Annotated in this window: 23 protein-coding genes and 1 tRNA gene; 5 read left to right on the top strand and 19 right to left on the bottom strand. The window is 66.6% G+C overall.

Going from position 1 to position 23,228, the window contains the following annotated elements:
- Positions 1 to 6: 6 nt before the first annotated feature.
- From ACV4UX_RS09290 to ACV4UX_RS09265, 6 genes are all read right to left on the bottom strand, one after another.
- Positions 7 to 804, bottom strand: coding sequence for an SDR family oxidoreductase (locus tag ACV4UX_RS09290; protein WP_491593028.1), 798 nt, complete (start codon positions 802 to 804; stop codon positions 7 to 9).
- 16 nt (positions 805 to 820) lie between these two features.
- Positions 821 to 2,104 (bottom strand): TRAP transporter large permease, encoded by a 1,284-nt coding sequence (locus ACV4UX_RS09285; RefSeq protein ID WP_491593027.1) that lies wholly within the window; start codon positions 2,102 to 2,104, stop codon positions 821 to 823.
- A gap of 10 nt (positions 2,105 to 2,114) precedes the next feature.
- Positions 2,115 to 2,540, bottom strand: coding sequence for a TRAP transporter small permease (locus ACV4UX_RS09280; protein WP_491593026.1), 426 nt, complete (start codon positions 2,538 to 2,540; stop codon positions 2,115 to 2,117).
- Positions 2,541 to 2,656: 116 nt separating this feature from the next.
- Positions 2,657 to 3,640 carry a TRAP transporter substrate-binding protein gene (locus tag ACV4UX_RS09275; protein WP_491593025.1) on the bottom strand — a complete coding sequence of 328 codons (984 nt, stop codon included), beginning with the start codon at positions 3,638 to 3,640 and terminating at the stop codon, positions 2,657 to 2,659.
- A 53-nt stretch (positions 3,641 to 3,693) separates the two neighbouring features.
- A complete protein-coding gene (gene uxaC, locus ACV4UX_RS09270; RefSeq protein ID WP_491593024.1) occupies positions 3,694 to 5,109 on the bottom strand; it encodes a glucuronate isomerase in 1,416 nt (471 codons plus the stop codon).
- A gap of 18 nt (positions 5,110 to 5,127) precedes the next feature.
- Entirely contained in the window at positions 5,128 to 5,835 is a 708-nt protein-coding gene (locus tag ACV4UX_RS09265) for a FadR/GntR family transcriptional regulator (protein ID WP_491593023.1), read from the bottom strand.
- 237 nt (positions 5,836 to 6,072) lie between these two features.
- Here ACV4UX_RS09265 and ACV4UX_RS09260 point away from each other — a divergent pair, with 237 nt between their 5' ends.
- Positions 6,073 to 7,818, top strand: a complete 1,746-nt coding sequence (locus tag ACV4UX_RS09260) for a histidine kinase dimerization/phosphoacceptor domain -containing protein (protein ID WP_491593022.1) — start codon at positions 6,073 to 6,075, stop codon at positions 7,816 to 7,818.
- A gap of 45 nt (positions 7,819 to 7,863) precedes the next feature.
- Positions 7,864 to 8,343, top strand: a complete 480-nt coding sequence (locus ACV4UX_RS09255) for an Ivy family c-type lysozyme inhibitor (protein WP_491593021.1) — start codon at positions 7,864 to 7,866, stop codon at positions 8,341 to 8,343.
- Positions 8,344 to 8,619: 276 nt separating this feature from the next.
- On the opposite strand, the gene ACV4UX_RS09250 is transcribed toward ACV4UX_RS09255, so the two are convergent.
- The 11 genes from ACV4UX_RS09250 to ACV4UX_RS09200 all read right to left on the bottom strand — a co-directional run bounded on the left by ACV4UX_RS09250 (position 8,620) and on the right by ACV4UX_RS09200 (position 18,804).
- Positions 8,620 to 8,922 (bottom strand): HigA family addiction module antitoxin, encoded by a 303-nt coding sequence (locus tag ACV4UX_RS09250; RefSeq protein ID WP_491593020.1) that lies wholly within the window; start codon positions 8,920 to 8,922, stop codon positions 8,620 to 8,622.
- A 16-nt stretch (positions 8,923 to 8,938) separates the two neighbouring features.
- On the bottom strand, positions 8,939 to 9,217 hold the full coding sequence (locus ACV4UX_RS09245; RefSeq protein WP_491593019.1) for a type II toxin-antitoxin system RelE/ParE family toxin: 279 nt from the start codon (positions 9,215 to 9,217) through the stop codon (positions 8,939 to 8,941).
- 50 nt (positions 9,218 to 9,267) lie between these two features.
- The gene (locus ACV4UX_RS09240; RefSeq protein WP_491593018.1) at positions 9,268 to 10,524 is read right to left on the bottom strand and encodes a tyrosine-type recombinase/integrase; all 1,257 of its coding nucleotides are present in this window, start codon (positions 10,522 to 10,524) and stop codon (positions 9,268 to 9,270) included.
- A gap of 247 nt (positions 10,525 to 10,771) precedes the next feature.
- Positions 10,772 to 10,854: transfer RNA gene (locus ACV4UX_RS09235), tRNA-Leu, on the bottom strand.
- A 16-nt stretch (positions 10,855 to 10,870) separates the two neighbouring features.
- Positions 10,871 to 11,680, bottom strand: coding sequence for a bifunctional hydroxymethylpyrimidine kinase/phosphomethylpyrimidine kinase (gene thiD, locus ACV4UX_RS09230; RefSeq protein ID WP_491593017.1), 810 nt, complete (start codon positions 11,678 to 11,680; stop codon positions 10,871 to 10,873).
- Entirely contained in the window at positions 11,677 to 12,636 is a 960-nt protein-coding gene (locus ACV4UX_RS09225; RefSeq protein ID WP_491593016.1) for a lysylphosphatidylglycerol synthase transmembrane domain-containing protein, read from the bottom strand. The genes thiD and ACV4UX_RS09225 overlap by 4 nt, the downstream gene beginning before the upstream one ends.
- 21 nt (positions 12,637 to 12,657) lie before the next feature.
- Positions 12,658 to 14,832, bottom strand: a complete 2,175-nt coding sequence (gene recD2, locus ACV4UX_RS09220; protein WP_491593015.1) for an SF1B family DNA helicase RecD2 — start codon at positions 14,830 to 14,832, stop codon at positions 12,658 to 12,660.
- Positions 14,833 to 14,836: 4 nt separating this feature from the next.
- A complete protein-coding gene (gene recR / locus ACV4UX_RS09215; protein WP_491593014.1) occupies positions 14,837 to 15,442 on the bottom strand; it encodes a recombination mediator RecR in 606 nt (201 codons plus the stop codon).
- A 225-nt stretch (positions 15,443 to 15,667) separates the two neighbouring features.
- Entirely contained in the window at positions 15,668 to 15,979 is a 312-nt protein-coding gene (locus tag ACV4UX_RS09210; protein WP_173086998.1) for a YbaB/EbfC family nucleoid-associated protein, read from the bottom strand.
- Positions 15,980 to 16,006: 27 nt separating this feature from the next.
- Positions 16,007 to 17,833: a DNA polymerase III subunit gamma/tau gene (gene dnaX / locus ACV4UX_RS09205; protein WP_491593013.1), complete on the bottom strand. Its 1,827-nt coding sequence runs from the start codon at positions 17,831 to 17,833 to the stop codon at positions 16,007 to 16,009.
- 44 nt (positions 17,834 to 17,877) lie between these two features.
- The gene (locus tag ACV4UX_RS09200) at positions 17,878 to 18,804 is read right to left on the bottom strand and encodes a branched-chain amino acid transaminase (RefSeq protein WP_491593012.1); all 927 of its coding nucleotides are present in this window, start codon (positions 18,802 to 18,804) and stop codon (positions 17,878 to 17,880) included.
- Between the two features lie 226 nt (positions 18,805 to 19,030).
- On the opposite strand from ACV4UX_RS09200, the gene ACV4UX_RS09195 reads away from it, so the two are divergent.
- From ACV4UX_RS09195 to ACV4UX_RS09185, 3 genes are read left to right on the top strand one after another with little or no spacing between them, the layout of a single operon-like run.
- Positions 19,031 to 20,035: a tRNA dihydrouridine synthase gene (locus tag ACV4UX_RS09195; protein ID WP_491593011.1), complete on the top strand. Its 1,005-nt coding sequence runs from the start codon at positions 19,031 to 19,033 to the stop codon at positions 20,033 to 20,035.
- On the top strand, positions 20,022 to 20,873 hold the full coding sequence (ispH, locus tag ACV4UX_RS09190; protein WP_491593010.1) for a 4-hydroxy-3-methylbut-2-enyl diphosphate reductase: 852 nt from the start codon (positions 20,022 to 20,024) through the stop codon (positions 20,871 to 20,873). Before ACV4UX_RS09195 ends, ispH begins: the two co-directional genes overlap by 14 nt.
- Positions 20,874 to 20,888: 15 nt before the next feature.
- Positions 20,889 to 21,854, top strand: a complete 966-nt coding sequence (locus ACV4UX_RS09185) for a chemotaxis protein (RefSeq protein ID WP_491593009.1) — start codon at positions 20,889 to 20,891, stop codon at positions 21,852 to 21,854.
- Here ACV4UX_RS09185 and ACV4UX_RS09180 read toward each other — a convergent pair.
- Both ACV4UX_RS09180 and murI read right to left on the bottom strand, forming a co-directional pair.
- Positions 21,829 to 22,056, bottom strand: coding sequence for a hypothetical protein (locus ACV4UX_RS09180; RefSeq protein WP_491593008.1), 228 nt, complete (start codon positions 22,054 to 22,056; stop codon positions 21,829 to 21,831). The genes ACV4UX_RS09185 and ACV4UX_RS09180 overlap by 26 nt on opposite strands.
- Positions 22,057 to 22,208: 152 nt before the next feature.
- Complete coding sequence (murI, locus tag ACV4UX_RS09175; RefSeq protein WP_491593007.1) at positions 22,209 to 23,018, bottom strand: glutamate racemase; 810 nt, start codon at positions 23,016 to 23,018, stop codon at positions 22,209 to 22,211.
- Positions 23,019 to 23,228: the final 210 nt, after the last annotated feature.

The following is a 23,228-nucleotide window of genomic DNA, read 5'->3' as shown; positions in this document are numbered from 1 at the left end:
GCTCCGTCAGATCGAAGTGACGGCGAATCCGCCGTCCACCACGAGGTTGGCTCCGGTTATGAAGCTGCCCGCCTTGTCCGACGCCAGAAGGAGGGTTGCGCCCACAAGCTCCTGCGCCTCGCCGAAGCGGTCCATGGGGGTCTGGCGCATGATGGAGGCGATGCGGTCCTTGTCGAGCACCTTGCGGTTCTGCTCGGCCGGGAAGAAGCCCGGACACAGGGCGTTGACCCGGATGCCCCTGCCTGCCCACTCGCGGGCCAGGTTCTGGGTCAGGTTCCACACGGCCGCCTTGGTGAGGCTGTAGGTGAACACCCGGGACAAGGGCCTCAGCGCGGACATGGAGCTCAGGTTGATGATGGAGCCGCCCCTGCCCGCCCCAGTCCAGTGGGAGGCGACCACCTGGCACCCCAGGTGCACGGAGAGGAGGTTCGTGCGGACGATGCGCTCGAACTCCTCCTCGGCGATCTCCAGGTAAGGCGTGGCCGAATTGACGCCCGCCCCGTTCACCCAGACGTCCACGCCGCCGAAACGGTCCAGGGAAAGTTCAAGCGCCGCTTGAAGATCTGCCTTGCTGGTGGCCTCGGCCCTGGCGAAGAGCACCTCGTCCTCGGACGCGCCCCAGGCTTCGCGGTGCGCCCGGGCCTTGGACTCGTCCCTGCCGACCAGCACGACCCGGCAGCCCGCCTGCCACAGCCCCTTGGCCATGGCCCCGCAGAGCACGCCCGTTCCGCCCACCACCACGGCCGTCCTGCCGGACATGCCGAACAGTCCGGCCAGAAAATCTCCCGTTTCCTTCGTGCGCATGAGGGTTCTCCCCGGCTTATTTGCCGAACATTTTCGGCACGATGAGGGTTATCCAGGGGATGTAGGTGGCCGCCATGAGCGCCACGACCATCGCCGCGTAGAACGGCCAGATGGCGCGCATGGCCTCCTCGATCTTGATCTTGCCCACCGCGCACCCCACGAACAGCACCGACCCCACCGGAGGGGTGCACAGGCCGATGCCCAGGTTGATCATGAGCATGATGCCGAATTGCACCGGGTCCATGCCCACTGCCTTCATCACCGGCAGGAAGATGGGCGTGCAGATGATGATGAGCGGCGCCATGTCCATGAACGTGCCCAGGAAGAGCAGGATGGCGTTCACGATGAACATGATCACGTAGGGGTTGTCGGACACGGCCCTCAGGACCTCGTAGAGCTTTGCGGGCACCTGGTTGAGGGCCAGGAGCCAGCCGAAGGACGCGGCCGTGCCGATGATCAGCAGCACCAGCGCCGTGGTGCGCGCGGCGTTGACCGTGGCCCGCTTGAAATCCTCCCACTTGAGGGACTTGTAGCCCAGCGCCGTGACCGCCAGCGCGTACAGCACCGCGATGGCCGAGGACTCCGTGGCCGTGAAGATGCCGGAAAGCACGCCGCCGATGATGATCACGGCGGTGAGCAGGCCCGGCAGCGCACCGAAGAAGGAGGCCAGCAGGGCCGCGAACCCCGGGAAGGGCTCGCGGGGGTAGTTGCGCTTCACGGCGATGATGTAGGCGGCGGCCATGAGGCACAGGCCCACCAGCACCCCGGGGACGAATCCGCCCAGGAACATGTTGGTGACGGAAACCGTCCCGCCCGCCGCGATGGAATAGATGATCATGTTGTGGCTGGGCGGAATGATGAGCCCGATGGTGGCGGCCGTGACGGTGACGCTCACGGCGTAGTCCGTGCCGAACCCTTTGCGCTTCATCATGGGGATGAGCGTGGTGCCCAGGGCGGAGGCGTCCGCCACGGCGGAGCCCGAGATGCCGCCGAAGAACATGCTGGCCACCACGTTCACCAGGCCAAGACCTCCCCGGATGTGACCCACCATGCCGTTGGCCAGGCGCACCAGGCGGTCGGAGATGCCGCCGTACTGCATGATCTCGCCCGCGTAGATGAAGAACGGGATGGCGATGAGCGAAAACGAGTTCATGCCCGAGGCCATGCGCTGGAACACCACCATGGGGGGAATGTCCATGTAGATGATGGTGATCAGGCTGGAGACGCCCAGCACCACGGCGATGGGCACCCCGATGAGCATGAGAACCAGGAAGGAGCCGAACAGCACCCAGAGTTCCATGTCGCCCCTCCTAGTCCCTGGCCGCGCGCCAGAAATGCTCGATGCTGAAGAGAACGAAGAGCATCCCGGCCGCCGGGAAAGGCAGGTAGCTCAGGCCCGTGGAGATGCCCAGGGTGGGGATCACATGGCCCCAGGTGGTCATCACCTGTTGCCAGCCGAAGAAGACCATGCACCCGCCGAACGTCCCGACCACCAGATGGATGAGCATGGAGCACGCCTTGCGCATGGGCCGGGGCATGAGGTCCAGGGTGAAGGAGATGCCTATGTGCGTCTTCTCGTGCACCCCGGCTGCGGCAGCGACCATGATGAACCACACCATGACGAAAAGGACCGACGTCTCGGACCACTGCGGGCTGTCGTTCATGATGTATCTCGAAAAAATCTGCCACCCGATGACAACTGTGCAATAGACAAGCCCTATCGCACTGAACTGCATGCACAGACGTGCGACCCGGGCGTTGAATGCCGTCAGTCTTTCCAGCGCGGACGTCATGGTGGTCTCCTTGATGGGGGGCCGGACGCCGCCAGGGCGGCGTCCGGCGGCATCCGTGCCTACTGAACGGCCTGGATCTTCGTCACCAGGTCCTTGAGCTGGGGGGTGTTGGCGAACTTGTCGTACAAGGGAGCCATGGCCTTGATGAAGGGCTCCTTGTTGACGGTGTTGATCTTGCTGCCCGCGGCCTCGACCACCTTGCGGGCCTTGTCCTCGCGCTCGGCCCAGAGCTTGCGCATCACGGGCACCGACTCCCTGGCGGCCTTGCGCAGCAGGGCCTGGTCTTCCTTGGAGAGCTTGTTCCAGGTCGCCTTGGAGACCACCAGAACCTCCGGGGACATGGAGTGCTCGTCCAGGGAGTAGAACTTGGCCACCTCGAAGTGGCGGGTGGACTCGTAGGAGGGCCAGTTGTTCTCCGCGCCGTCGATGACGCCGGTGGACAGGGCCTCGTACACCTGGCCGAACTCCATGGGCGTGGCGTTGGCGCCCAGGGCGGCCACCATGGAGACGAACAGGTCGGAGTTCTGCACGCGGATCTTCATGCCCTTCATGTCTTCAGGCGTGTTGATGGGCTTCTTGGAGTTGTAGAAGGACCGCGCGCCCGAGTCGTAGAAGCACAGGCCGATGAGGCCGTAGGGCTCCAGCGAGTCCAGGATCTGGTCGCCGATGGGGCCGTCCATGACCTTGTGCATGTGTTCCACGGAGCGGAAGATGAAAGGCAGGCCGGGAATGGCTGTGGGCGGGGCCACACTGTTGAGCGGAGCCATGTTCACGCGGTTGATGTCGATGGCGCCCGCGATGGTCTGCTCGATGGTGTCCTTTTCCTCGCCAAGTTGGCGACCCGGGAAGACTTTCAAGGTGATGCGGCCCTTGGACTGCTCTTCGAGCGTCTTGGCCATGGCCTTCACGGCCTGGACCGTGGGATAGTCCTCGGGGTGGGTGTCGGCGCTCCTGAGGGAAACCTTGTTCTGGGCGAAGGCCTGTCCCGCCAGGGACAGGATCAGCGCGCCCGCCATCAGAAACCGCATCGCTTTCGTGACCATGTGTTCCTCCTTGTGGAACCGGGTGTCTCGTCGACCGAATCGATCCGCGCGAATCAAAGGCGGTAAGCCTTTTTGGCCAGGGAATAGGCCAGCTCCCGCGCCAGGAGGACGGCCTCGTCCTCGTCCAGACGGTGGGTGGCCACCATGTCGGCCAGGAAGGAACAGTCGACCCTTCTGGCCACGTCGTGCCGGGCGGGTATGGAAAGAAAGGCCCGCGTGTCGTCGTTGAAGCCCACAGTGTTGTAGAAGCCCGCAGTCTCCGTGACCATGCGGCGGTAGCGCGTCATGCCCTCGGGGCTGTCGTGGAACCACCAGGCCGGACCCAGCCGGAGGGCCGGGTACACCCCGGCCAGGGGGGCCAGTTCCCGGCTGTAGGCCGATTCGTCCAGGGTGAAGAGGATCACCGTAAGGCCGCGCTCGTGCCCGAACCTGTCCAGCATGGGCTTCAGGGCGCGCACGAAGTCCGTGCGGGAGGGGATGTCCGCGCCCTTGTCGCGCCCGAACCGGGTGTGGATGTCCAGGCTGTGGTTGCGGAAGGAGCCGGGATGGATCTGGATGACCAGTCCGTCGTCCAGGCTCATGCGCACCATCTCGGTCAGCATCTGGGCCCGGAACTGCTCGGCTTCGGCCGGGGTGGCCGCGCCGCACAGGGCCTTCCCGAAAAGGCGCTCGCACTCCGCGGCGTCGAGATCGGCCGTGGCCGCCGAGGGATGGCCGTGGTCCGTGGCCGTGGCCCCCTTGGACTTGAAGAATTCCCGCCTGGCCGCCAGGGCGCGCAGGTAGCCCTTCCACGAGCCGACGTCCTCGCCGGTGAGCTGGCCGAGGCTGGCCACGTTGGCCGCGAAGCCCTCGAAGTCCGGGTCCACGCAGGGGTCCGGGCGGAAGGTGGGGACCACCCTGCCCTTCCAGCCGCTGTCCAGCACGGCTTGATGATGCTCCAGGGAGTCCAGCGGCGAATCCGTGGTGGCGATCACCTCGATGTTGTAGCGCTCGTAGAGCGCCCGGCAGCGGAACTCCGGCAGGGCCAGCTTGGCGGCCAGCCGGTCGTAGAAGCTCTCCGCGTTGGCGGCGTCCAGGCGCTCCTCGATGCCGAACACGTGCAGGAACACGTGTTCCAGCCACATGCGCGAGGGGGCGCCCCTGAACAGGTGGTAGTTCTCGGCAAAGAGGCGCCAGATGGCGCGCGGGTCGGTTTCGGTGCGGCCGCCGTCCGCGCGGGGCACGCCCAGAGCCTCCAGGGGAACGCCCTGGCTGTGGAGCATGCGGAAGACGTAGTGGTCCGGGATGAGGAAGAGCGCGGCCGGGTCCGGAAAGCGGACGTCCTCGGCGTACCAGCGGGGATCGGTGTGGCCGTGGGGGCTCACGATGGGCAGGTCCTTCACCTCGGCGTAGAGCCTGCGGGCTATGCTGCGTGTTCCGGGGTCTGCCGGGAGCAGCCTGTCCTCGTGCATGGTCCAGTTCGTGTTCATGGGGGGTCCTTTGGAGGCCTATTCGCCCAGCAGCACGCGGCGCACCTGCTCCAGGTGACGGCGCATGGCCGCGCGCGCGCCCTCGGCGTCCCCGACGGCGATCCTGTCCAGGATGACTCGATGGTCCTTGGCCGCACGCCTGGCGTTGCTGGGCAGTTTCACTTTCCTGCAGATGGCCTGGAAAAGGGGGTGCCGCATGCCTTCCCACAGGTCCTGCACGATGGAGCGCAGGACGGAATTGCGGGAGACCGCCGCGATGCGGGCATGGAACAGGAGGTCGCCATCCTCGTGGGAGAGCACCTCCTGCGTTCCCGTCTCGATGTCCGCCTCCATCTTGTCGATGGCCTCGGCCAGACCTTCGATCTCCTCGGAGGTGATGTCCCGGGCGGCAATGGCGGCCAGCTCCCCCTCGATGACGATGCGCGCGGCGATGAGGTCGAAGGGGCTGGGCCCCTGGTCCATGGAGGCGCGGACGGCCTGCCCGGGCTCGGCGGGCAGGTCCTTGACGAAGATGCCCGACCCGGTGCGCACTTCGACCAGGCCCTGGAGTTCCAGGGCGATGATGGCCTCGCGGATGGTGGGCCTGCTCACGCCGAAACGCATGGCCAGGTCGCGCTCGGAGGGGAGGCGCTGCCCGGGCTGCCATTCCCGTCCGGCCAGGGCCTCGGCCACCTGGCTCGCGACCTGCTGGTAGAGTCTCTGGCTTTCGACAGGCTGGAGGATCATGGCCCGACCTCGACAAATTGGTTTGGCCAATGTTGCACCAAGGCCGCATTTGGTCAAGTGGCATTACCAATTTTTGCGTCCCGACACGACGGCCCGCTCGTCCTTCGCCGCAATTGCTCCAGCGTGAAAAATGATATACGCGCACAGAAATCCCTGCGGACAAATTGCGCGGCCCAACCCTGCGTCCGCCTTTCAGCAACTGCCGCGCGGCCCGCATCGGCGACGACCGAAGGCCTCATGGGACACTACCGCCGGATCATCCTCTTCAACATTCTCGCGCTTCTGGCGTGGGGCTGCTGCCTTTACGCCCTCTACTCCAAGGCTCTCAAGGACGACGTGCGCTCCATGCGCTTCGCGGCCCTCACCGAGGCCCGCATCGCCTACGACAAGGACGTCACCTACCGGCGATGGGCCGCCAAACAGGGCGGCGTGTACGCCGAGGTCAGCGATTCGCTGCGCCCCAACGAACATCTCGACGTGCCCGGCCGGGACATCACGACCCCGGACGGCAAGCGCCTCACCCTCGTCAACCCAGCCTACATGACCCGCATGGTCCACGAGATCTCCCAGGAGGCCACCGGCCTCATGGGGCACATCACCAGCCTCGACCCCATCCGTCCGGCCAACGCCCCCGCGCCCTGGGAGGCCCAGGCCCTGCGCTCGTTCCTGGAAGGGGTTCCGGAGTTCACCTCCTTCGAAGACGACAACGGGCGTCCCGTGCTGCGCTTCATGCGCCCCATGGTCACCGAGAAACCCTGTCTGAAGTGCCACGCCCGCCAGGGCTACAAGGAAGGGGACATCCGGGGCGGCATCAGCGTCACGGTGCCTCTTGACCAGTACGCGCCGACCTTGGCCTCCGCCGAGGCCGGCACGCGCACCCGCTACACGCTCATCCTGCTGTCCGGCGTGGTTCTCATCGGGTTTTCCACGGGCGTGCTCTGGCTCAACGAGCGCCTGCGCGACAAGGCCACCCGCATCGCCCGGGAGTCCGCCCGCCGCATCCGCGAGAGCGAGGAGCGCTACCGGATGTATGTCCAGCATGCGCCCCTGGCCATCTTCATCGCCGACGGCCAGGGCCGTCTCGTGGACGTGAACCCCATGACCTGCGAGGTCACCGGCCACACGCGCGTCGAACTGCTGCGCCTCACCCTGCTGGACCTCCTGCCGGGCAACGCCCGCCGGGTGGGCCGTCTGCACCTGGAGAACGTCGCGGCCAAAGGGGCCACCGTGGGCGTGCTGCCCTACCTCACCCGGGAGGGCGCGGTGCGCTGGTGGGAGGTCTCTGCCGTGAAGCTCTCGGACGACCGCATCCTGGGCTTCGCCAACGACATCTCCGACCGCAAGCTCGCCGAGGACACCCTCTCGGCCTCCCTGCACGAGAAAGAGGTGCTCCTGCGCGAAATCCACCACCGCGTGAAGAACAACCTCCAGATCGTGTGCAGCCTGCTGAGCCTCCAGGGACAGGGCGTCGACAACCAGGACGCCCTGCGCGTGCTGGGCGACTGCCAGTGCCGCGTCATGTCCATGGCCCTCGTCCACGAGCAACTCTACCGCTCAGGGGACCTCTCCGGCATCAACGTGCGCCATTATGTGGAAACGCTTCTCTCCCGGCTGCTGGCCTCCTGCAGGACGGAGTCGGCGGTCACCCTTTCGGTGGACATCCCGCCCATCAACCTGAGCCTGGACCAGGCCATCCCCTTCGGGCTGATCCTCAACGAACTGGCCACCAACTCCCTGAAGCACGCCTTCGCGGGACGCGCGACCGGACGCATCGAGGTGAGCGGAGTCCAGGAGGACGACCAGCTGACCTTCTCCGTCCGCGACGACGGCCGAGGGCTTCCGCCCGGCTTCAAGGCGGAACTCGCCACCTCGCTGGGCCTGCAGATCGTGAGCACGCTGGTGGGCCAGTTGCGCGGAAACATGGAACTGCGCTCCAACGGCGGGACCGAGTTCGTCTTCCACATTCCTGGTCCGACGGCCTGACGTGCCTCAAAGGGCGACACGAGAACCCCAACGCGGAGATCCTCCATGCGCGCCATCCTTCCGGCCCTCATCCTGGTTCTGGCATTGTCCACCGCGACCCGCGCGGAGCCCGGCAAGTCCTCCGGCCCCCCACTGGATTACCTGGCAGCCTGGGAAGGCCGCTATCCCCTGGGCTATCCAGGAAAGTACGGATCGTTTTTCGAGGAGAAGAACGTGAAGGCCCTGGCAGCGCGCTCGCTGGATGCCCGGTGGCTGCGCAAGGTGCTGGGCTGGACGGTGAATACGCCGTTTAGGCGTTCGGGCGAGGTGCTCATCGCCACCCTGTGCAAGCCCCACGACTGCGGCGACCACAATGCCGTGCTCTTCGTCGACATGTCCCGGGGCAGCCTCCAGCTCTGCGTGAGCGAATTCGACGCCAAGCTCCAGGCTGTGACGCACACCTGGGTGAGCTCGACGCCGCGCCGCATCGAGGGCGGGGCCTGCGAGGAGACCATCGGCTGCTACCGCCGGTTCGGCGACAAATAGGAGAGGGCGGCCGTGTGGCCGCAGGGGGCGAACTGGACGCGCTACGCGATGGATTGACGTCCAGGATGCCGTGGACGCTGAAGATCAGAGTTGCGCTTTCTATACTCCAAGTACCAAAACAGAGGAGAGCTATCTAACTCTCTTCCGGTAGATTCGAAATGGCGGACAATCATCCCACTCCCTCCAGCCTCCCCCTAAACGAACCACACCCAGGCCGCCAGGGACGCGGCTTTTCGGGAGCTACCCTAGGGCGGGGAAAGTCGGCTACGCCTCGGCCTAGCTGTTGGGTGCCGTCTCCATGGGAACGGGAACCACCTTTTCCCAGCCCGTGGCCTCATGTTCGGCGCACCACAGGGAGTGCGATTGCTGCATGTTCAGCCACAGGTCCGGCGTGGTGTTGAAGGCCCTGGACAGCCGCAAGGCCATGTCCGGCGTCACCCCCGCACGTTCGTTGACCACGGCGGACAGATGCTTTCGAGACACCCCAAGGGCTTCGGCCAGCTTGGTCACGGTCAGACCCAAGGGCTCCATGTACATGCGCCTGAGGATGCCGCCAGGATGGGAAGGCTTGCGGGCCATCTTCCGCCGTAGCGGCTCAGTGGTAGTCGAGGTAGTCAACATCGTGGGCGTCTCCTTGCTCCATGCGGAATATCAGCCGCCAGTTGCCGGACACCTTCACCGCCCAAAACCCGGCCCGGTTCCCCTTGAGGGGGTGCAGGCCCGAACCGGGGTAACCCATGTCCTCGGGCCGCCGGGCGTTGTCGAGCAAATCCAGGATGTCCGTCAGCTTCTGGGCGTGCTTGGCCTGAATGCCCCTGGTGGAGCCATCGAGGAAAAGCACTTCCAGGCCCTTGTGTTTGAAGCTCCGAATCACTGTAACCACCTTGGTTGCACGTGTCCAGACTGGCAACCGCCCTCCGAGGGCTACGCCTCTGCCGCCTCTCGGTGCAGCGGGACCACCTTGCCGCCCTTCCTGAGGGCGTCCAGGTAGTCCGCCCAGGCCTGCATCAGCTTCCGTCGCTCTGGAAGGTGTTCGGCCCGGTTGTAGACGGCCCGGACCTTGTTGCGGGGCACGTGGGCAAGCTGACGCTCGATCACGTCCGAGGGCCAGCCCTGTTCGTTCAGGAGCGTTGACGCCATGGCCCGGAAGCCGTGGGCGCAGTGTTCGCCCTGCTCGTAGCCCATCCGCCGCAGGGCCGCGTTTACGGTCATGTTGGACATGCACCGGCCCGCAGTGCGGTTGCAGGGGAACAGGTAGCTCCCGTGGCCGGTCAGCGGGCGAAGGTCTTCGATGATCTCCACGGCTTGACGGGACAAGGGCACGTAATGGGCCGTCCGCATCTTCATCTTCTCGGCAGGAATGAGCCAGCGGGGGCCTTCAGCCGCGTCCAGGTCGATTTCCACCCACTCTGCTTGACGAAGCTCGCCGGGGCGCACGAACAGGAGCGCGGACAGCTTAAGGGCTGCCAATGTGACTGGGCTGCCCTCGTATCCCCACATGGCTCGCAAAAGCTTGCCCACAGCCTTAGGTTCCGTGATAGCCGGGCGGTTCTTGGTTCGGCAGGGGGCCAGGGCTCCCCGGAGGTCAGTCCCCACATTCCTTTCAGCCAGCCCCACGGCCACGGCATAGGTGAACACGGCCTCACAGTACTGGCGCAGGCGCTTGGCCGTGTAGTTGATGCCCTTGACCTCCACCTCGCGCAGCAAGGGCAGGATAGCCGGGGCGCGTAGCTGGGCAATGGGCACGCTCCCGATGGCCGGGAACAGGTATTGGCCCATGATGGTCATCACCTTGTCCGCGTGCCCCTGGCTCCAGACGGCCACCTGACGAGCGTGCCACTCACGGGCCACCTTCTCGAAGGTGTTGGCATCCTCTTCGGCCTGAGCCTTCTCTTCGGCCTTGTCCTGCTTTCGCTTCTCGCCCGGGTCCACGCCATCAGCCACCAGGGCGCGGGCTTCGTCGCGGCGTTGACGAGCCTGTTTCAGGCTCACGTCCGGCCACAGGCCGAACACCATCCGCTTTTCCTTCCCGGAGAAGACATACTTGAAGCGCCAGGACTTGCCGCCAGTGGGAAGAATTTCCAGGTAAAGCCCTGCCCCGTCTGTGAGCTTGAAAGCCTTGCTCCGGGGCTTGGCGTTTCGGATGGCCGTGTCCGTCAGGGGGAGGACTTTCTTTGCCATGGCGGTTCGAGTCCTTTTTCAAGCGATTATAGTCCCTTGCGACATGATCAGAAATTTTTCATGGAAGACGGCCAGTTGAAAGCAGGTGCCCCAAAAACGGGTCAATCAATGGGGCATGTCACATCAAGTGCCCCAAAAAACGCGGATGTCAATGGACCAAACCGGACAAGCCCGGACCATCTCTGGCCGGGCTTTCCTGTTATTTCAGCGTGTTTCGGACTATCTCGGACGATTCTGGATGGTCATTTGGTGCGAGAGGGGGGACTCGAACCCCCACGGTTGCCCGCCAGATCCTAAATCTGGTGCGTCTACCAATTCCGCCACTCTCGCTTCGGGGCGAAACGCCCTAGCACGACTTGCCGAAATCCGCCAGATGGTCTGGGGGCGAAGCGCCGCGCCCCACGGCGAAACCGGACGCCAAGGCTCGGTTCAGGAAGGTCTGGGCGCCGCGCACGGCCTCGCGCAGGGCCTCTCCCCGCGCCAGGCGCGCGGCGATGGCCGCCGACAGGGCGCAGCCCGTGCCGTGGGTGTGCGGGGTGTCCACCTGGGGTACGGGAAGCGGCTCGGGTTCCTGCCCGGGCAGGGCCAGCCAGTCGATGAGCTCGCCGTCCCGGGCCTCCATGTGTCCGCCCTTGAGAAGCACCGCCCGGGGGCCGAACGACAGGAGCTTCTCGAGCACCGCGAAGAGGCTCTCGCGGTCCGTGACCGCCATTCCGGCCAGAGCCTCGGCCTCGGGGCGGTTGGGCGTGGCCAGGTCGGCCAGGGGCAGCATCCGTCGGCGCAGGGCGTCCAGGGCGTCGCCCTTGAGCAGAGCGTGCCCGCTCTGGGAGATGCACACCGGGTCCACCACCAGGGGGAAGCGCTTGCGCTCGAGCCCCGCCGCCACGGCCTCCACGATGGCCGCCGAGAAGAGCATGCCCGTCTTGGCCGCGCCCACGGGGATGTCCTCCAGGACGGTGCGCAGCTGGAGCGCCACAAAGCCAGGGTCCGGGGCGTGGATGCCGGTCACCCCCCGGGTGTTCTGGGCCGTGAGCGCCGTCACAACGCTCGCGCCGTAGCAGCGGTGGGCCATGAAGGTCTTCAGGTCGGCCTGGATGCCGGCCCCGCCGCCGGAATCGGACCCGGCAATGGTCAGCACGCAGGGGCGCGGGCTCATGCGTCCAGCCCCTCCTCGCTGCGCCGCAGGTTGCGCAGCGAGAGGCCGCTCTTGGCCAGCACCATCAGCCCGGTCACGGTGGTGGGGATGTACTGCATCATGTGGATCACCAGTCCGATGGCCAGGGCCAGTTCCTTGTCCACCTTGAAGAGCCCCAGCCCGAAGATCACTGCCGCCTCGAACACCCCTACGGAGCCGGGCGAGGAGGGCATGGCCATTCCCAGGGCCGAGAGGATGAACACGGCCAGGATCTGCCCCATGGTCAGCTTGAGCCCGGCCACCCAGGAGATGACCATGAAGGTGGGGATGGCGTAGAGCGCCCAGACCAGGGCCGTGTAGAAGCCCAGGACGATCAGGTAGCGCAGGGTCACCCCGTGCACCAGCTGGAGCTTCACCTCGTAGATGAACTCCCGCAGCCTGGCCACGGGCACCAGGGCGATGATCTTCTCGGCCTTCTCCGGCCACTTGCGAACGAAGAACAGGCAGGCCCAGATGGAGCCGACGCCTACGGCCAGGGGGAAGAAGGCCATCTTGAGCTTGAAGTGGAAAGCCACCACAAGACCCATGGCCAGGATGGCGTTCAGGTCGAAGAAGCGCTCCCAGAAGACCATGCTGATGGACTGGCTGAGGGAATAGCCGCACTCCTTGCGCAGGTAGAAGGCCTTGGCCAGCTCGCCCAGCTTGGCGGGCACCACGTTGTTCACGGCCATGGAGAGCACGAAGGCCTTGAGCCCTACCCAGTTGCCGCAGGTGTAGCCCGAAAGGAAGTGCATGCGCAGGGCCATGGCCCCCCACCCCAGGAAGGAGAGCAACGTGGTGACCACGAGGGCCGTGGCGTCGAAGCGGGCGAAGGCCCCCCCCAGTTCCCTGAAATTGACGCCCCAGAAGGCGTAGACCAGACAGGCTCCGACCAGGCCCACGCGCAGGGCCAGGCTGACGGTTTTCTTCACGAGCATGTGCGTGTTTTTTGGTCCAGGCTAGCGGTTGAAGCTCTCTTGGAGCCGGTAGCGCAGGTGCGTGTGGCGCTTGGAGGCGCCCACCGCGCCCAGGCCTATGGAAAGGGCCTTCTTCGCGCCCAGGATCACGGCCAGCTTCCGGGCGCGGGTCAGGGCCGTGTAGATGAGGTTTCGCTTGAGCATCACGAAATGTTGCGTGACCACGGGCATCACCACGGCGGGGTATTCGCTCCCCTGGGACTTGTGCACGCTCACGGCATAAGCCAGGGCCAGCTCGTCCAGTTCGGCCGACTCGAAGGGCACGATGCGGCCATCGAAATCCACCGTGAGCGACTGTTCCCGGGGATCGGCCTCCACGACCCACCCCAGGTCGCCGTTGAAGATGTCCTTTTCATAGTTGTTGCGCATCTGCAAGACCCTGTCGCCCACGCGGAAGCGCGACTTCCCCCGGATCACCTCGCGGCCGTGGGGGTTGAGCCGCGCCTGGAGCAGCTCGTTGAGGGCCTGGGCCCCCACCTCGCCCTTGTGCATGGGCGAGAGCACCTGGATGTCGCGCAGCGGGTCGAAACCGTAGGTGCGCGGAATGCGCGTGGCCACCAGGTCGATGATGCGCGCCTGCACGTCCAGGGGGTCGTCGCACTCCACCCAGAAAAAATCGGCGTCCGGCGGCGGCTTGGGCGACTGCACCGGCAGCCTCCCCTCGTTGACCCTGTGGGCGTTGACCACGATCATCGACTCCAGGGCCTGCCGGTAGATGTGCGTCAGGCGCGCCTGCTCCATGGTTTCGGAGTCGAGCAGATCGCCCAGAACGTTACCGGGGCCCACGGAGGGGAGCTGGTTCACGTCGCCCACCAGCACCAGGCGCGCCGTGAGGGGCAGGGCGCGCAGGAGGTTCAGGAAGAGGCTCACGTCGAGCATGCTGGCCTCGTCCACCACCACCACGTCGGCCTTGAGCTTCTTCTCCTCGTTGTGGGAGAACCTGCCGCCGGGTTCCGAGCCCAGGAGGCGGTGCAGGGTGGAGGCCGGAAAGCCCGTGGCCTCGCTCATGCGCTTGGCGGCGCGCCCCGTGGGGGCGCAGAGCTTCACCTTGAGGCCCAGGCGGTCCAGCACGCGCACCACGGCGCGGGTGATGGTGGTCTTGCCCGTGCCCGGCCCGCCGGTGATGATGAAGGTCTTGCCCGAACAGGCCTGGGAGACCGCCAGATGCTGCTCGCTGGAGAGCGTGATGCCCGATTCGGCCTCCACGGCGGGCAGGGCCTTGGTCACCTTCTCCGAGAGAGAGGCCGCCGGGTGGCTGGCGATGGCGTGGAGGCGCTCGGCGATCTCGCGCTCCCAGTTGTAGAAATGGGTGAGGTAGACGGCTTCCTCGATGCCCTGCTGGGGCAGGTCCACCACGCGCACGCGCTTCTGCAGCGCCAGGTTCTCCAGCGCCTCGTCCAGCAGGTGCGCGCCCACGCCGCCCAGCAGGGCGTCCACGCGTTCCAGGAGCTTGTCCCTGGGCGCGAAAAGGTGGCCCGCGTCGGAGAGGTTGAAAAGCCCGTAGACGATGGCCGCCTCCAGGCGCTGGGGGCAGTCGTGGGCGAAGCCCAGCTTGAGGGCCATGGCGTCGGCGGTCTTGAAGCCGATGCCCTGGATCTCGTGGGCCAGCCCGTAGGGATTCTCCTTGAGCTTCTGCACCGCGCCCGCGCCGTGGTGCTTGAAGATGCGCTGGGCGAAGGTGGTGGGCACGTCGTGGGTCTGGAGGAAGAGCATGAGCCCGCGCACCTCGCGCTGCTCGTTCCAGCTGTTGGTGATCTTCTCCAGCACGCGGGGCGTGACGCCCTTCACCTTCAGAAGCTTCTCGGGCGCTTCATCCAGCACCTCCAGCACCTTGTCGCCGAAGGCCGCCAGGAGCTTGCCCGCCAGCACCGGCCCCACTCCCTTGATCTGTTTGGACTCCAGGTAGCGCTTGATGCCCGTGAGCGAGGCCGGCATCTGCTGCTCGAAGCGCTCCACGGCGAACTGGCGGCCGTACTGCGGGTGGGTGGTCCACTCGCCCGTGAGCTTGAGCGTCTCGCCCGGGGTCACCTGGCCCATCACGCCCACGATGCTCACCGTGCCGGGCTCGCCGGGCGCGCGCACCTTGGCCACCAGCCAGCCGGTGGAGTCGTTGAAGAAGGTGACGGTGTGCACCTCGCAGGTGATTTCGCTGGGCATGGTCCTAGACGTTCTGGCGGTGGATCATGGACTGTTTGAGCGTCTCGCGGTCCACATACTTGACCTCCGCTCCCAGGGGGATGCCCTGGGCCAGGCGGGTCAGGCGCACGCCCGGATGGGAGCGTTCCACGAGGTTCTTCACGAAACTCGCCGTGGCCTCGGCTTCCAGGGTGGAGCCCAGGGCCAGGATCACCTCCTGCACCGCGCCCTCGGAGAGGCGGGCCTGAAAGCGCTCGAACTCCAGGCTGCCGGGGTCCACGCCGTCCAGGGGCGAGAGCAGCCCCCCCAGGATGAGGTAGCGGCCCTTGTAGAGGCCGGTCTCCTCCAGGGAGAGCAGCGAGTCCCACTCGCTCACCAGGCAGAGCTGTTCGGCGTGGCGGGCGGGGTCGGCGCAGATGGGGCACGGGTCGGACTCGGCCAGCCCGGCGCAGCAGGAACAGAGGAAGAGGTTCTCGCGCAGGTCGTGGATGGCGCGGCCCAGGCCCTGGGTGCGGGCCTTGGGCCACTTGAGCAGGGTGAGGGCCGCGCGCAGCGCGGACTTGGGGCCGAGCCCCGGCAGCGAGGAGAGCTCGGCCACCAGATCGGCCAACGGCTTGGGCAGTGCTTTCATGAATGTCCGGTTCGGGTTGTCGGGCGGCGCTGCGCCCGCGTGGCGGGCCGCAAGGGGCTTGCGCCCTCCGGCCCGTCTGCTTCATGGACCGGCCGCCCGGGCCGCCCTCTGGCGCTGGCCGGCGGCCTTGTCCGCGCACACCATCACGGCGCGCGGACAAGACGGCGCCAGGAAACAAGGGAACTGCGGCGCGCTCCGAGCGTCCCGGTTTTCCGCCGTGCGACGCTAGAAGAGACCGGGAATCTTCAGGCCCCCGGTGAGCCCCGCCATCTCGGACTGCTGGAGGTCGCGCGCCTTCTTGAGGGCGTCGTTGACCGCAGCCAGCACCAGATCCTGGAGCATGTCCACGTCCGCAGGGTCCACCACGGACTTGTCGATGGCGATGGACACGATGTCCTGCGCGCCGGTGGCCACCACGGTGACCATGCCGCCCCCGGCGGTGGCCTCCACGGTGCGCTTTTTCATGTCTTCCTGGATTTCCTGCATCTTGCGCTGCATCATCTGGGCCTGACGCAGCATGTCACCCATGCCTTTCATGGTTTCCTCCGGTGGTGGTTTCGGGCGTCACGCCTTGGAGCGCACGTCGATGATGTACGCCCCCATGGTTTCGCGCGCCTCCTGAAACAGGGCGGAATTCTCGGCCCTGGTCCTGAGTTCCTTCTGGGAAAGCTGCGCCCTGGGCGCGGCGGCCCCGAAGCCGATGCGCACGGGCCGGGCGAAGTAGGCGTCCGCCAGGGCCTGGAGCGCGGCCAGGTTCTGGCGGTTGTCCTTGAACTGGCGCAGTTGGAAATCGTTGCCCTCCACGTGGAGCCCGCCGTCCTCGTAGGCCCCCGAAAGCTGGGACACGGCCACCTTGAGGGGCGCATTCTCGCGCAGTTCGTGCCGGGCGTAGGTCACGAAGCCCTTCCATGTGGCCGGCCCGAGGGGCTTGGCCGAGACGGCCGGGATCGCCTGGAACTGGTCGAAGTCTTCGACGTCGGGCTCCGCGTCGGGGTCCTCCGGGTCGGCCGGAGCATGGGCCGCCGCCGGAGACGCCGGGGCCGCAGGCCGTGGCGGGACCGCTCCCTGGGCCTGCCCGGGCGCGCCGTAGGGGCCTGGGCGCGGTGCGGCCTGGGCGTCGGGCCGCGCGGGAGGGACGTAGCGTCCGCCCTGGGGCTGCGCCCCGTAGGGCGGCTGCGCGCCGGAGGGGGCCGGGCGCGCAGGCGCGGGCCGGGGCGCGGCGTTCTGCCCGCCCGCTCCAGGACCGGCGCTGCCGGGGGCCTGGCGCGAACGTGCATCCAGGACCTCCAGGGAGAGGAGCCTGGGCACATAGGCCAGGTTGAGCAGCAGGAGCTCCAGGGCCATGGCGGGCTCCAGGCTGGTCATCACGCGGCGCTGGCCTTCCAGGGTCATCTGCCAGCAGGCGTGGATGTGCCGGGCGTCGAAGAGCCCGGCCCAGGCGAGCCACTGCCTGCCCTCCTCTTCGGTGAGTTCCAGGGTGGGGAGGGCCTTTTCGCCCGCCTGGTTCAGGAGGAACATGTCGCGCCAGCAGGCGGCCAGTTCGCGCAGGAAGAAGCCGATGTCCAGGCCCCGGTCCAGCACGGAACGCAGCACGCTGCTCACCTCCAGGCAGTCCTGGTCCTTGAAGGCCTGCATGAGGGCCAGGAAGACATCCTGCCCGGCCAGGCCCAGCACGTCGCGCACGTCCTGCTCGCGCAGGGTCTCGCGGCCCATGGCCAGCACCTGGGCCAGGAGCGACATGGAGTCGCGCACGCTCCCCGCGCCGCGCCGTGCGATGAGGCTTACGGCCTGTGGCTCGAAAGCGATGCCCTCGCGATCGAGCAGCGCGCCCAGGTGGGCCTCCAGCTCGGGCTGGAGCAGCCGCTTGAACACGTAGTGCTGGCAGCGGCTGACGATGGTGGGCAGGATCTTGTGGGGCTCTGTGGTGGCCAGGATGAACGTGACGCGGCCCGGCGGCTCTTCCAGGGTCTTGAGCAGGGCGTTGAAGGCCGCCTTGGAGAGCATGTGGGCTTCATCGATGATGAAGACCTTGTAGCGGCTCTGCAGGGGCGCGTAGCCGATGTCTTCCTTGAGGCGGCGGGCCTCCTCCACGTTGCCGTGGGTGGCTGCGTCGATTTCCACCACGTCGGGCGAGACGCCTGCGGTGATCTGGCGGCACTGGGCGCACTCGTTGCAGGGCTCCGGGGTGGGGGCCTTGAGGCAGTTGAGGGCCTTGGCCAGGACGCGGGCCAGGGTGGTCTTGCCAACGCCGCGCGTGCCGGAAAAGAGGTAGGCGGCCGCAACCTTGTCCTCGGCCGAGGCGCGCGAGAGGATGGTCTTGACGGCTTCCTGCCCGGCCACCTCGCTGAAGCGCTGGGGCCGGTATTTGGCGGTAAGGCTCTGGCTGGACATGCTGGGTCCGGGGGAGGGACCGTCCTCCCCCGGCGATGGATCTTCTAGAGTTCGTAGCCCGAGAGCCAGGAGGCGTACTTGGTGTTCTCGCCCTTGACCACCTTGAAGAACTCCTTCTGGATGGCTTTGGCCACCGGACCGGCCTTGCCCAGGCCGATCACGCGGCGGTCGAGTTCCCGGATGGGCGTGATCTCGGCGGCGGTGCCGGTGAAGAAGGCCTCGTCGGCGGTGTAGAGCTCGTCGCGGGTGAAACGCGACTCGCGCACCTCGTAGCCCAGGTCCCTGGCCAGGGTGATCACGCAGTCGCGGGTGATGCCCGAGAGGATGGAGGTCAAGGGCGGGGTCTTGATCACGCCGTCCACCACCATGAAAATGTTCTCGCCCGAACCCTCGGAAACGTAGCCCTCGGTGTCGAGCAGCAGGCCCTCGTCGTAGCCGTCGGCCAGGGCCTCGTTCTTGGCCAGCACGGAGTTGACGTAGTTGCCGCAGACCTTGGCCTTGGTCATCATCACGTTGACGTGGTGGCGCGTGAACGACGACGTGCGGATGCGGATGCCCTTCTCCAGGGCCTCGTCGCCCAGGTATGCGCCCCAGGGCCAGACGCAGATGGCCGTGTGGATGGGGTTCTTGCCCGGGAAGACGCCCATGGACTGTCCCGTGCCGATGAAGGCGATGGGGCGGATGTAGCCCTCGACCATCTTGTTGGCCTTGAGCGTCTGGAGGATGGCCTCGGTGACCTGGGCCTCGGTGTAGGGAATCTTGATCTCCACGATCTTGGCCGAATCGAAGAGCCGGTGCACGTGCTCTGCCAGGCGGAACACGGCGGAGCCGCCGCCCGCGCTCTTGTAGGCCCGAATGCCCTCGAACACGCCCACGCCGTAGTGCAGCGTGTGGGTCATCACATGCACCTGGGCCTTTTCCCAGGGCACAAGCGCTCCATCGAACCAGATCAGCTCGGATTTCGGCGACATAGGTTCCTCTTTGATTAGGATCATACGGACACGGGACGTGCCGGGCCTGAACGGCTACGGATAGGCAAAAGCCCCGTCCAGGTCAAGGCGGGCGCGGGGCCGCAACGGGCGGACGGAGCCCGTTGTCCCGGGGGCCGCCGCTGTTGCCTTCGCGGCCTCCAGCGGGTACTAAGCGGCCGCGCGGGGCTCCTTCCCGCCCACTCCACGCCCCGAGGAACCGGCCTTCATGAGCCACCCCCCCATCGGTCCGGGCCTGCCCTGGCTGGCACCCCTGGCCGGATATTCCGACCTGCCCTTCCGCCTGCTCTGCCGGGAGTACGGGGCCGCCTGCGCCGTCACCGAGATGGTCAGCGCCAAGGGGCTGGTGTTCCACTCCCACGGCACGCGCGACCTCCTGAACACCCTGCCCGGCGACGCCCCCCTGGTGGTGCAGCTCTTCGGCTGCGAACCAGAGATGTTCGAGCGCGCCATGGACCACCTCCTGGAGCACGGCTACGAATACTTCGACCTCAACTGCGGCTGCTCCGTGCCCAAGGTGGTCAAGGCCGGGTGCGGTTCGGCGCTCCTGCGCGAGCCGACGCTGCTGCGCGAGATCGTGCGGATCATGGCCTCCAGGGCAGGTCCCGGCAGGGTGGGCGTCAAGCTGCGCCTGGGCTGGGGCGAGCCCGAGCCCCTGGTGTTCGAGCTGGCCCGGGCCCTGGAGGACGAGGGCGCGGGCTGGCTGACCCTGCACCCAAGGCACGCCCGCCAGGGCTACTCGGGCACGGCGGCCTGGGAGCATCTGGCGCGGCTCAAGGCCCAGTCCCGCGTGCCGGTGCTGGCCAGCGGCGATCTCTTCACCGCAGACGACGCCCACCGCTGCCTGGCCGCCACCGGCGTGGACGGCGTGATGTTCGCCCGGGGCGCGCTCTACGACCCTGCCGTGTTCCGCCACTTCCTGTCGGGCACGCGGGCCGCGCCCTCCGGGCCGGAGATCGCAAGGCTGGTGCGGCGCCACGCCGAACTCATCCGCGTGCACGGCAGGCCGGAGAAGTCTCTTCTGCGCATGCGCTCCATCGTGCCGCGCTACGTGCGGGGGCTCCTGGGCGCGCGCGCGTTGCGCCAGGAGGCTTCATCGTGTACCTCGTGGGAGCGCCTGGAGGAGATCGTGGAGGCCATCGCCGCGTCGGCGTCCGCGCCCAGCGGGCTGCACGGGGCGCACATCAGGGAGGAATGGGATGGACGTTCTTAGGGCCGAGACGGCCGGTTTCTGCATGGGGGTCGACCTGGCCCTGCGCAAGCTCGACAAACTCCTGGCCGGCAACGCGTCCGAAGCGCCCCTCTACACCTTCGGCCCGCTCATCCACAATCCGCAGGTGCTCAGGGAATACGCCGAGCGGGGGGTGCGCCTCTGCGAGGACCCCGAGGCCATCGAGCCCGGGGCCGTGGTGCTCATCCGCGCCCACGGCGTTCCCAAGGGCGTGTTCGAGCGACTGCGCGCGCGCGGGGCCGTCATCGCCGACGCCACCTGCCCCAAGGTGACCAAGGCGCAGAAGCTCATCGCCCGGCAGGCCGACGCGGGCGGCATCCTCCTGCTCTACGGCGAGGAGGCCCACCCCGAGGTGCGCGGACTGCTCTCCCACGCATCCCACGGGGCCATCATCTTCGACAGTCTGGATGAACTGCAGGGGCACAGCCTCGAACGGGCCGACTCCTACTTCCTGGCCGCCCAGACAACCCAGGACGAGGAGGAGTTCGAGCGCATCCGCGACCACATCTTCACCACGCTGGGCCGCACCATCCCCGTGCTGCACACCATCTGCGACGCCACCCAGAAGCGCCAAGCCGAAGCCATCGCCCTGGCCCGGTCCGTGGACTTCATGGTGGTGGTGGGCGGACGCGAATCCGGCAACACCCGTCGCCTGGCCAAGGTAGCCCAGTCCCAGGGCACGCCCTGCGCCCTGCTGGAGACCGCCGCCGAACTGCCGCTTGAAAAGATGCGCGGGCTCGCACGCATCGGCTTGACAGCGGGGGCATCTACCCCCAAGAAGATAATCGATGCCGTGGAATCGGCCCTGCGCACGCTCTAGACTTGGAGGACTTCGATGGCCCAGACCAACATTCTTTTGGAAGCCGGCACAAACGAACTCGAGATCGTCGAGTTCTTCCTCGACGAGGCCGTGTCCGAGGACGCCCCGGCCGACAAGAAGTCCTACAAGGGCTACTACGGGGTCAACGTGGCCAAGGTGCTGGAGATCATCCGGCTGCCCAAGATCACGGCGCTGCCCGAGGTGTCGCACCCCTCGGTGCTGGGGGCCTTCAACCTGCGCAACCACATCATCCCCCTGGTGGACCTCTCGGTCTGGCTGGACAAGAGCCGCGTGGAACTGGAATCGCCCAAGGTGATCGTCACGGAATTCAACAAGGTCACCACGGCGTTCATGGTGTCGGGCGTCACGCGCATCCACCGCCTCTCGTGGGAGGCCGTGGAACCGCCCAACAACTACGTCTCCACTCTCTCGGGGGAATCCATCACGGGTGTGGTGAAGCTCGAGGACCGCATCGTCTTCCTGCTTGACCTGGAAAAAATCGTGGCCGACCTGAACCCCCAGCTGGGCCTGCGCCTGGACACCAGCATCGACTGGCGCTCCAGCAACCGCTACCGCGCCCTCATCGCCGACGATTCGGCCCTCATCCGCGAGATGCTGCGCGACCTCATGGAAAAGGCCAACTTCGACGTGGAGGTGGTCACCACGGGTCTCCAGGCCTGGGAGCGCCTGCAAATCCTCAAGCAGAAGGCCGAGGAAGAGGGCAAGAGCATCACGGATTACGTGCAGGTGGTGGTTTCCGACATCGAAATGCCCACCATGGACGGCCACAACCTCACCAAACGCATCAAGGACGACAACATGTTGCGCGTTCTGCCCGTGCTCCTGTTCTCATCGCTCATCACGGACAAGCTGCGCCACAAGGGGGTGGCCGTGGGCGCGGACGATCAGATCTCCAAGCCCGAGGTGAGCCAGCTGGCCCTGCGCGCCAAGAAGCTCATCGAGGAGCGACTGGCCGACTGAGCCGACCACCCCTGAAAACGATAACGCCCGACGGGCTCTGCCTGCCGGGCGTTTCTTCGTGCCGTTCCGGCTTCGATCGCCGGTGCTTCTCCTTGCGCGTGTAGACCGTGCGGTCGCGTTGCGCGCGCGACGGCGGGGCCTGCTTCTTGCGGATGGTCACGTCCTCATCGCGGATAACCATGACTGTCTTGCCGTTGGCCATGTTCCACCTCCAGCGGGTTGAGGTTCGCGTCCCGGCGGCGACGCATGCCATGGCGGACCTTTCTCACGATGCTGCCGATGTCGACAGGGTATTGGGACTCTCCTGGACAGAAAAAAACATGAGAAGTGGGGACATCTCGGGCCGTCACGCCCCTAGATGCTCTCCACGAGCACCGTGCCCAGCTTCCGGCCAAGGAAGCGCTCCCCCACCTCCCGGAAGCGCTGGGGCACGTCGGTGACGTGGAAGACGTGCTCGGGCTCGCCAGGGCCTGGGTTTTCCAGGTCCATGGCCCGCAACAGGTCCTCCACGCGCTCCGAAACGGCCTCGGCCGAATCCACGAGACGCACGCCTTGCCCCATCACCGAGGCCAGCATGGGTTTGAGCAATGGATAGTGCGTGCAGCCCAGCACCAGGGTGTCCACGTTCTGGGCCAGGAGCGGGGTGAGGTATTCGAATGCGGTGAGGCGCGTCACGGGGTGGTCCAGCCATCCCTCCTCCACCAGGGGCACGAAGAGAGGGCAGGCCTGTGCGGCGATGAACATGCCCGAGTCGTCGTGGCGTTCGATGGCCTCCAGGTAGGCCCCGGAAGCGATGGTGGAGGGGGTTCCGATCACGGCGATGCGACGGTTGCGCGTGCGGGCCACGGCCGTGCGCGCCCCGGCGTCGATCACCTCCAGAACAGGAACCGGGGAGATGGCGCGAATTTCCTCATAGGCCACGGCCGCCATGGTGTTGCAGGCGATGATGAGCATCTTCACGTCCCTGGCCAGCAGAAACTCCGCGATCTGGCGCGCGAAGCGGGCCACGGTGTCGGGAGACTTCACGCCGTAAGGCACCCGGGCCGTGTCTCCGAAGTAGACGATGGATTCGCGTGGAAGGCGCTCCATGACCGCCCGGGCCACGGTGAGCCCGCCCACGCCGGAGTCGAAGATGCCGATGGGCGATGATGGTGCGATATGCATGGTGCTTGACTTCCCTGTTGAGGACTGCCCGGGTCTGACCACACACCGGGAACGACCGCAACCACTTTCTCGCAGACCCAAAGCCCCCATTGGCTCTCGACTTCAAAGAGAGAACCACGAGGAAGTCACGATAATCTGAAGAGCTCTTCGCGGGGTTGAACAGTATTGTTAGCAACAAAGCAAGCCGCCCGCTCAAGTGAGCGGGCGGCT

Source organism: Fundidesulfovibrio sp. (assembly GCF_058402725.1).
Note: the sequence above shows the minus strand (reverse complement) of the source record. Positions and strands in the feature narration are given on the sequence as shown.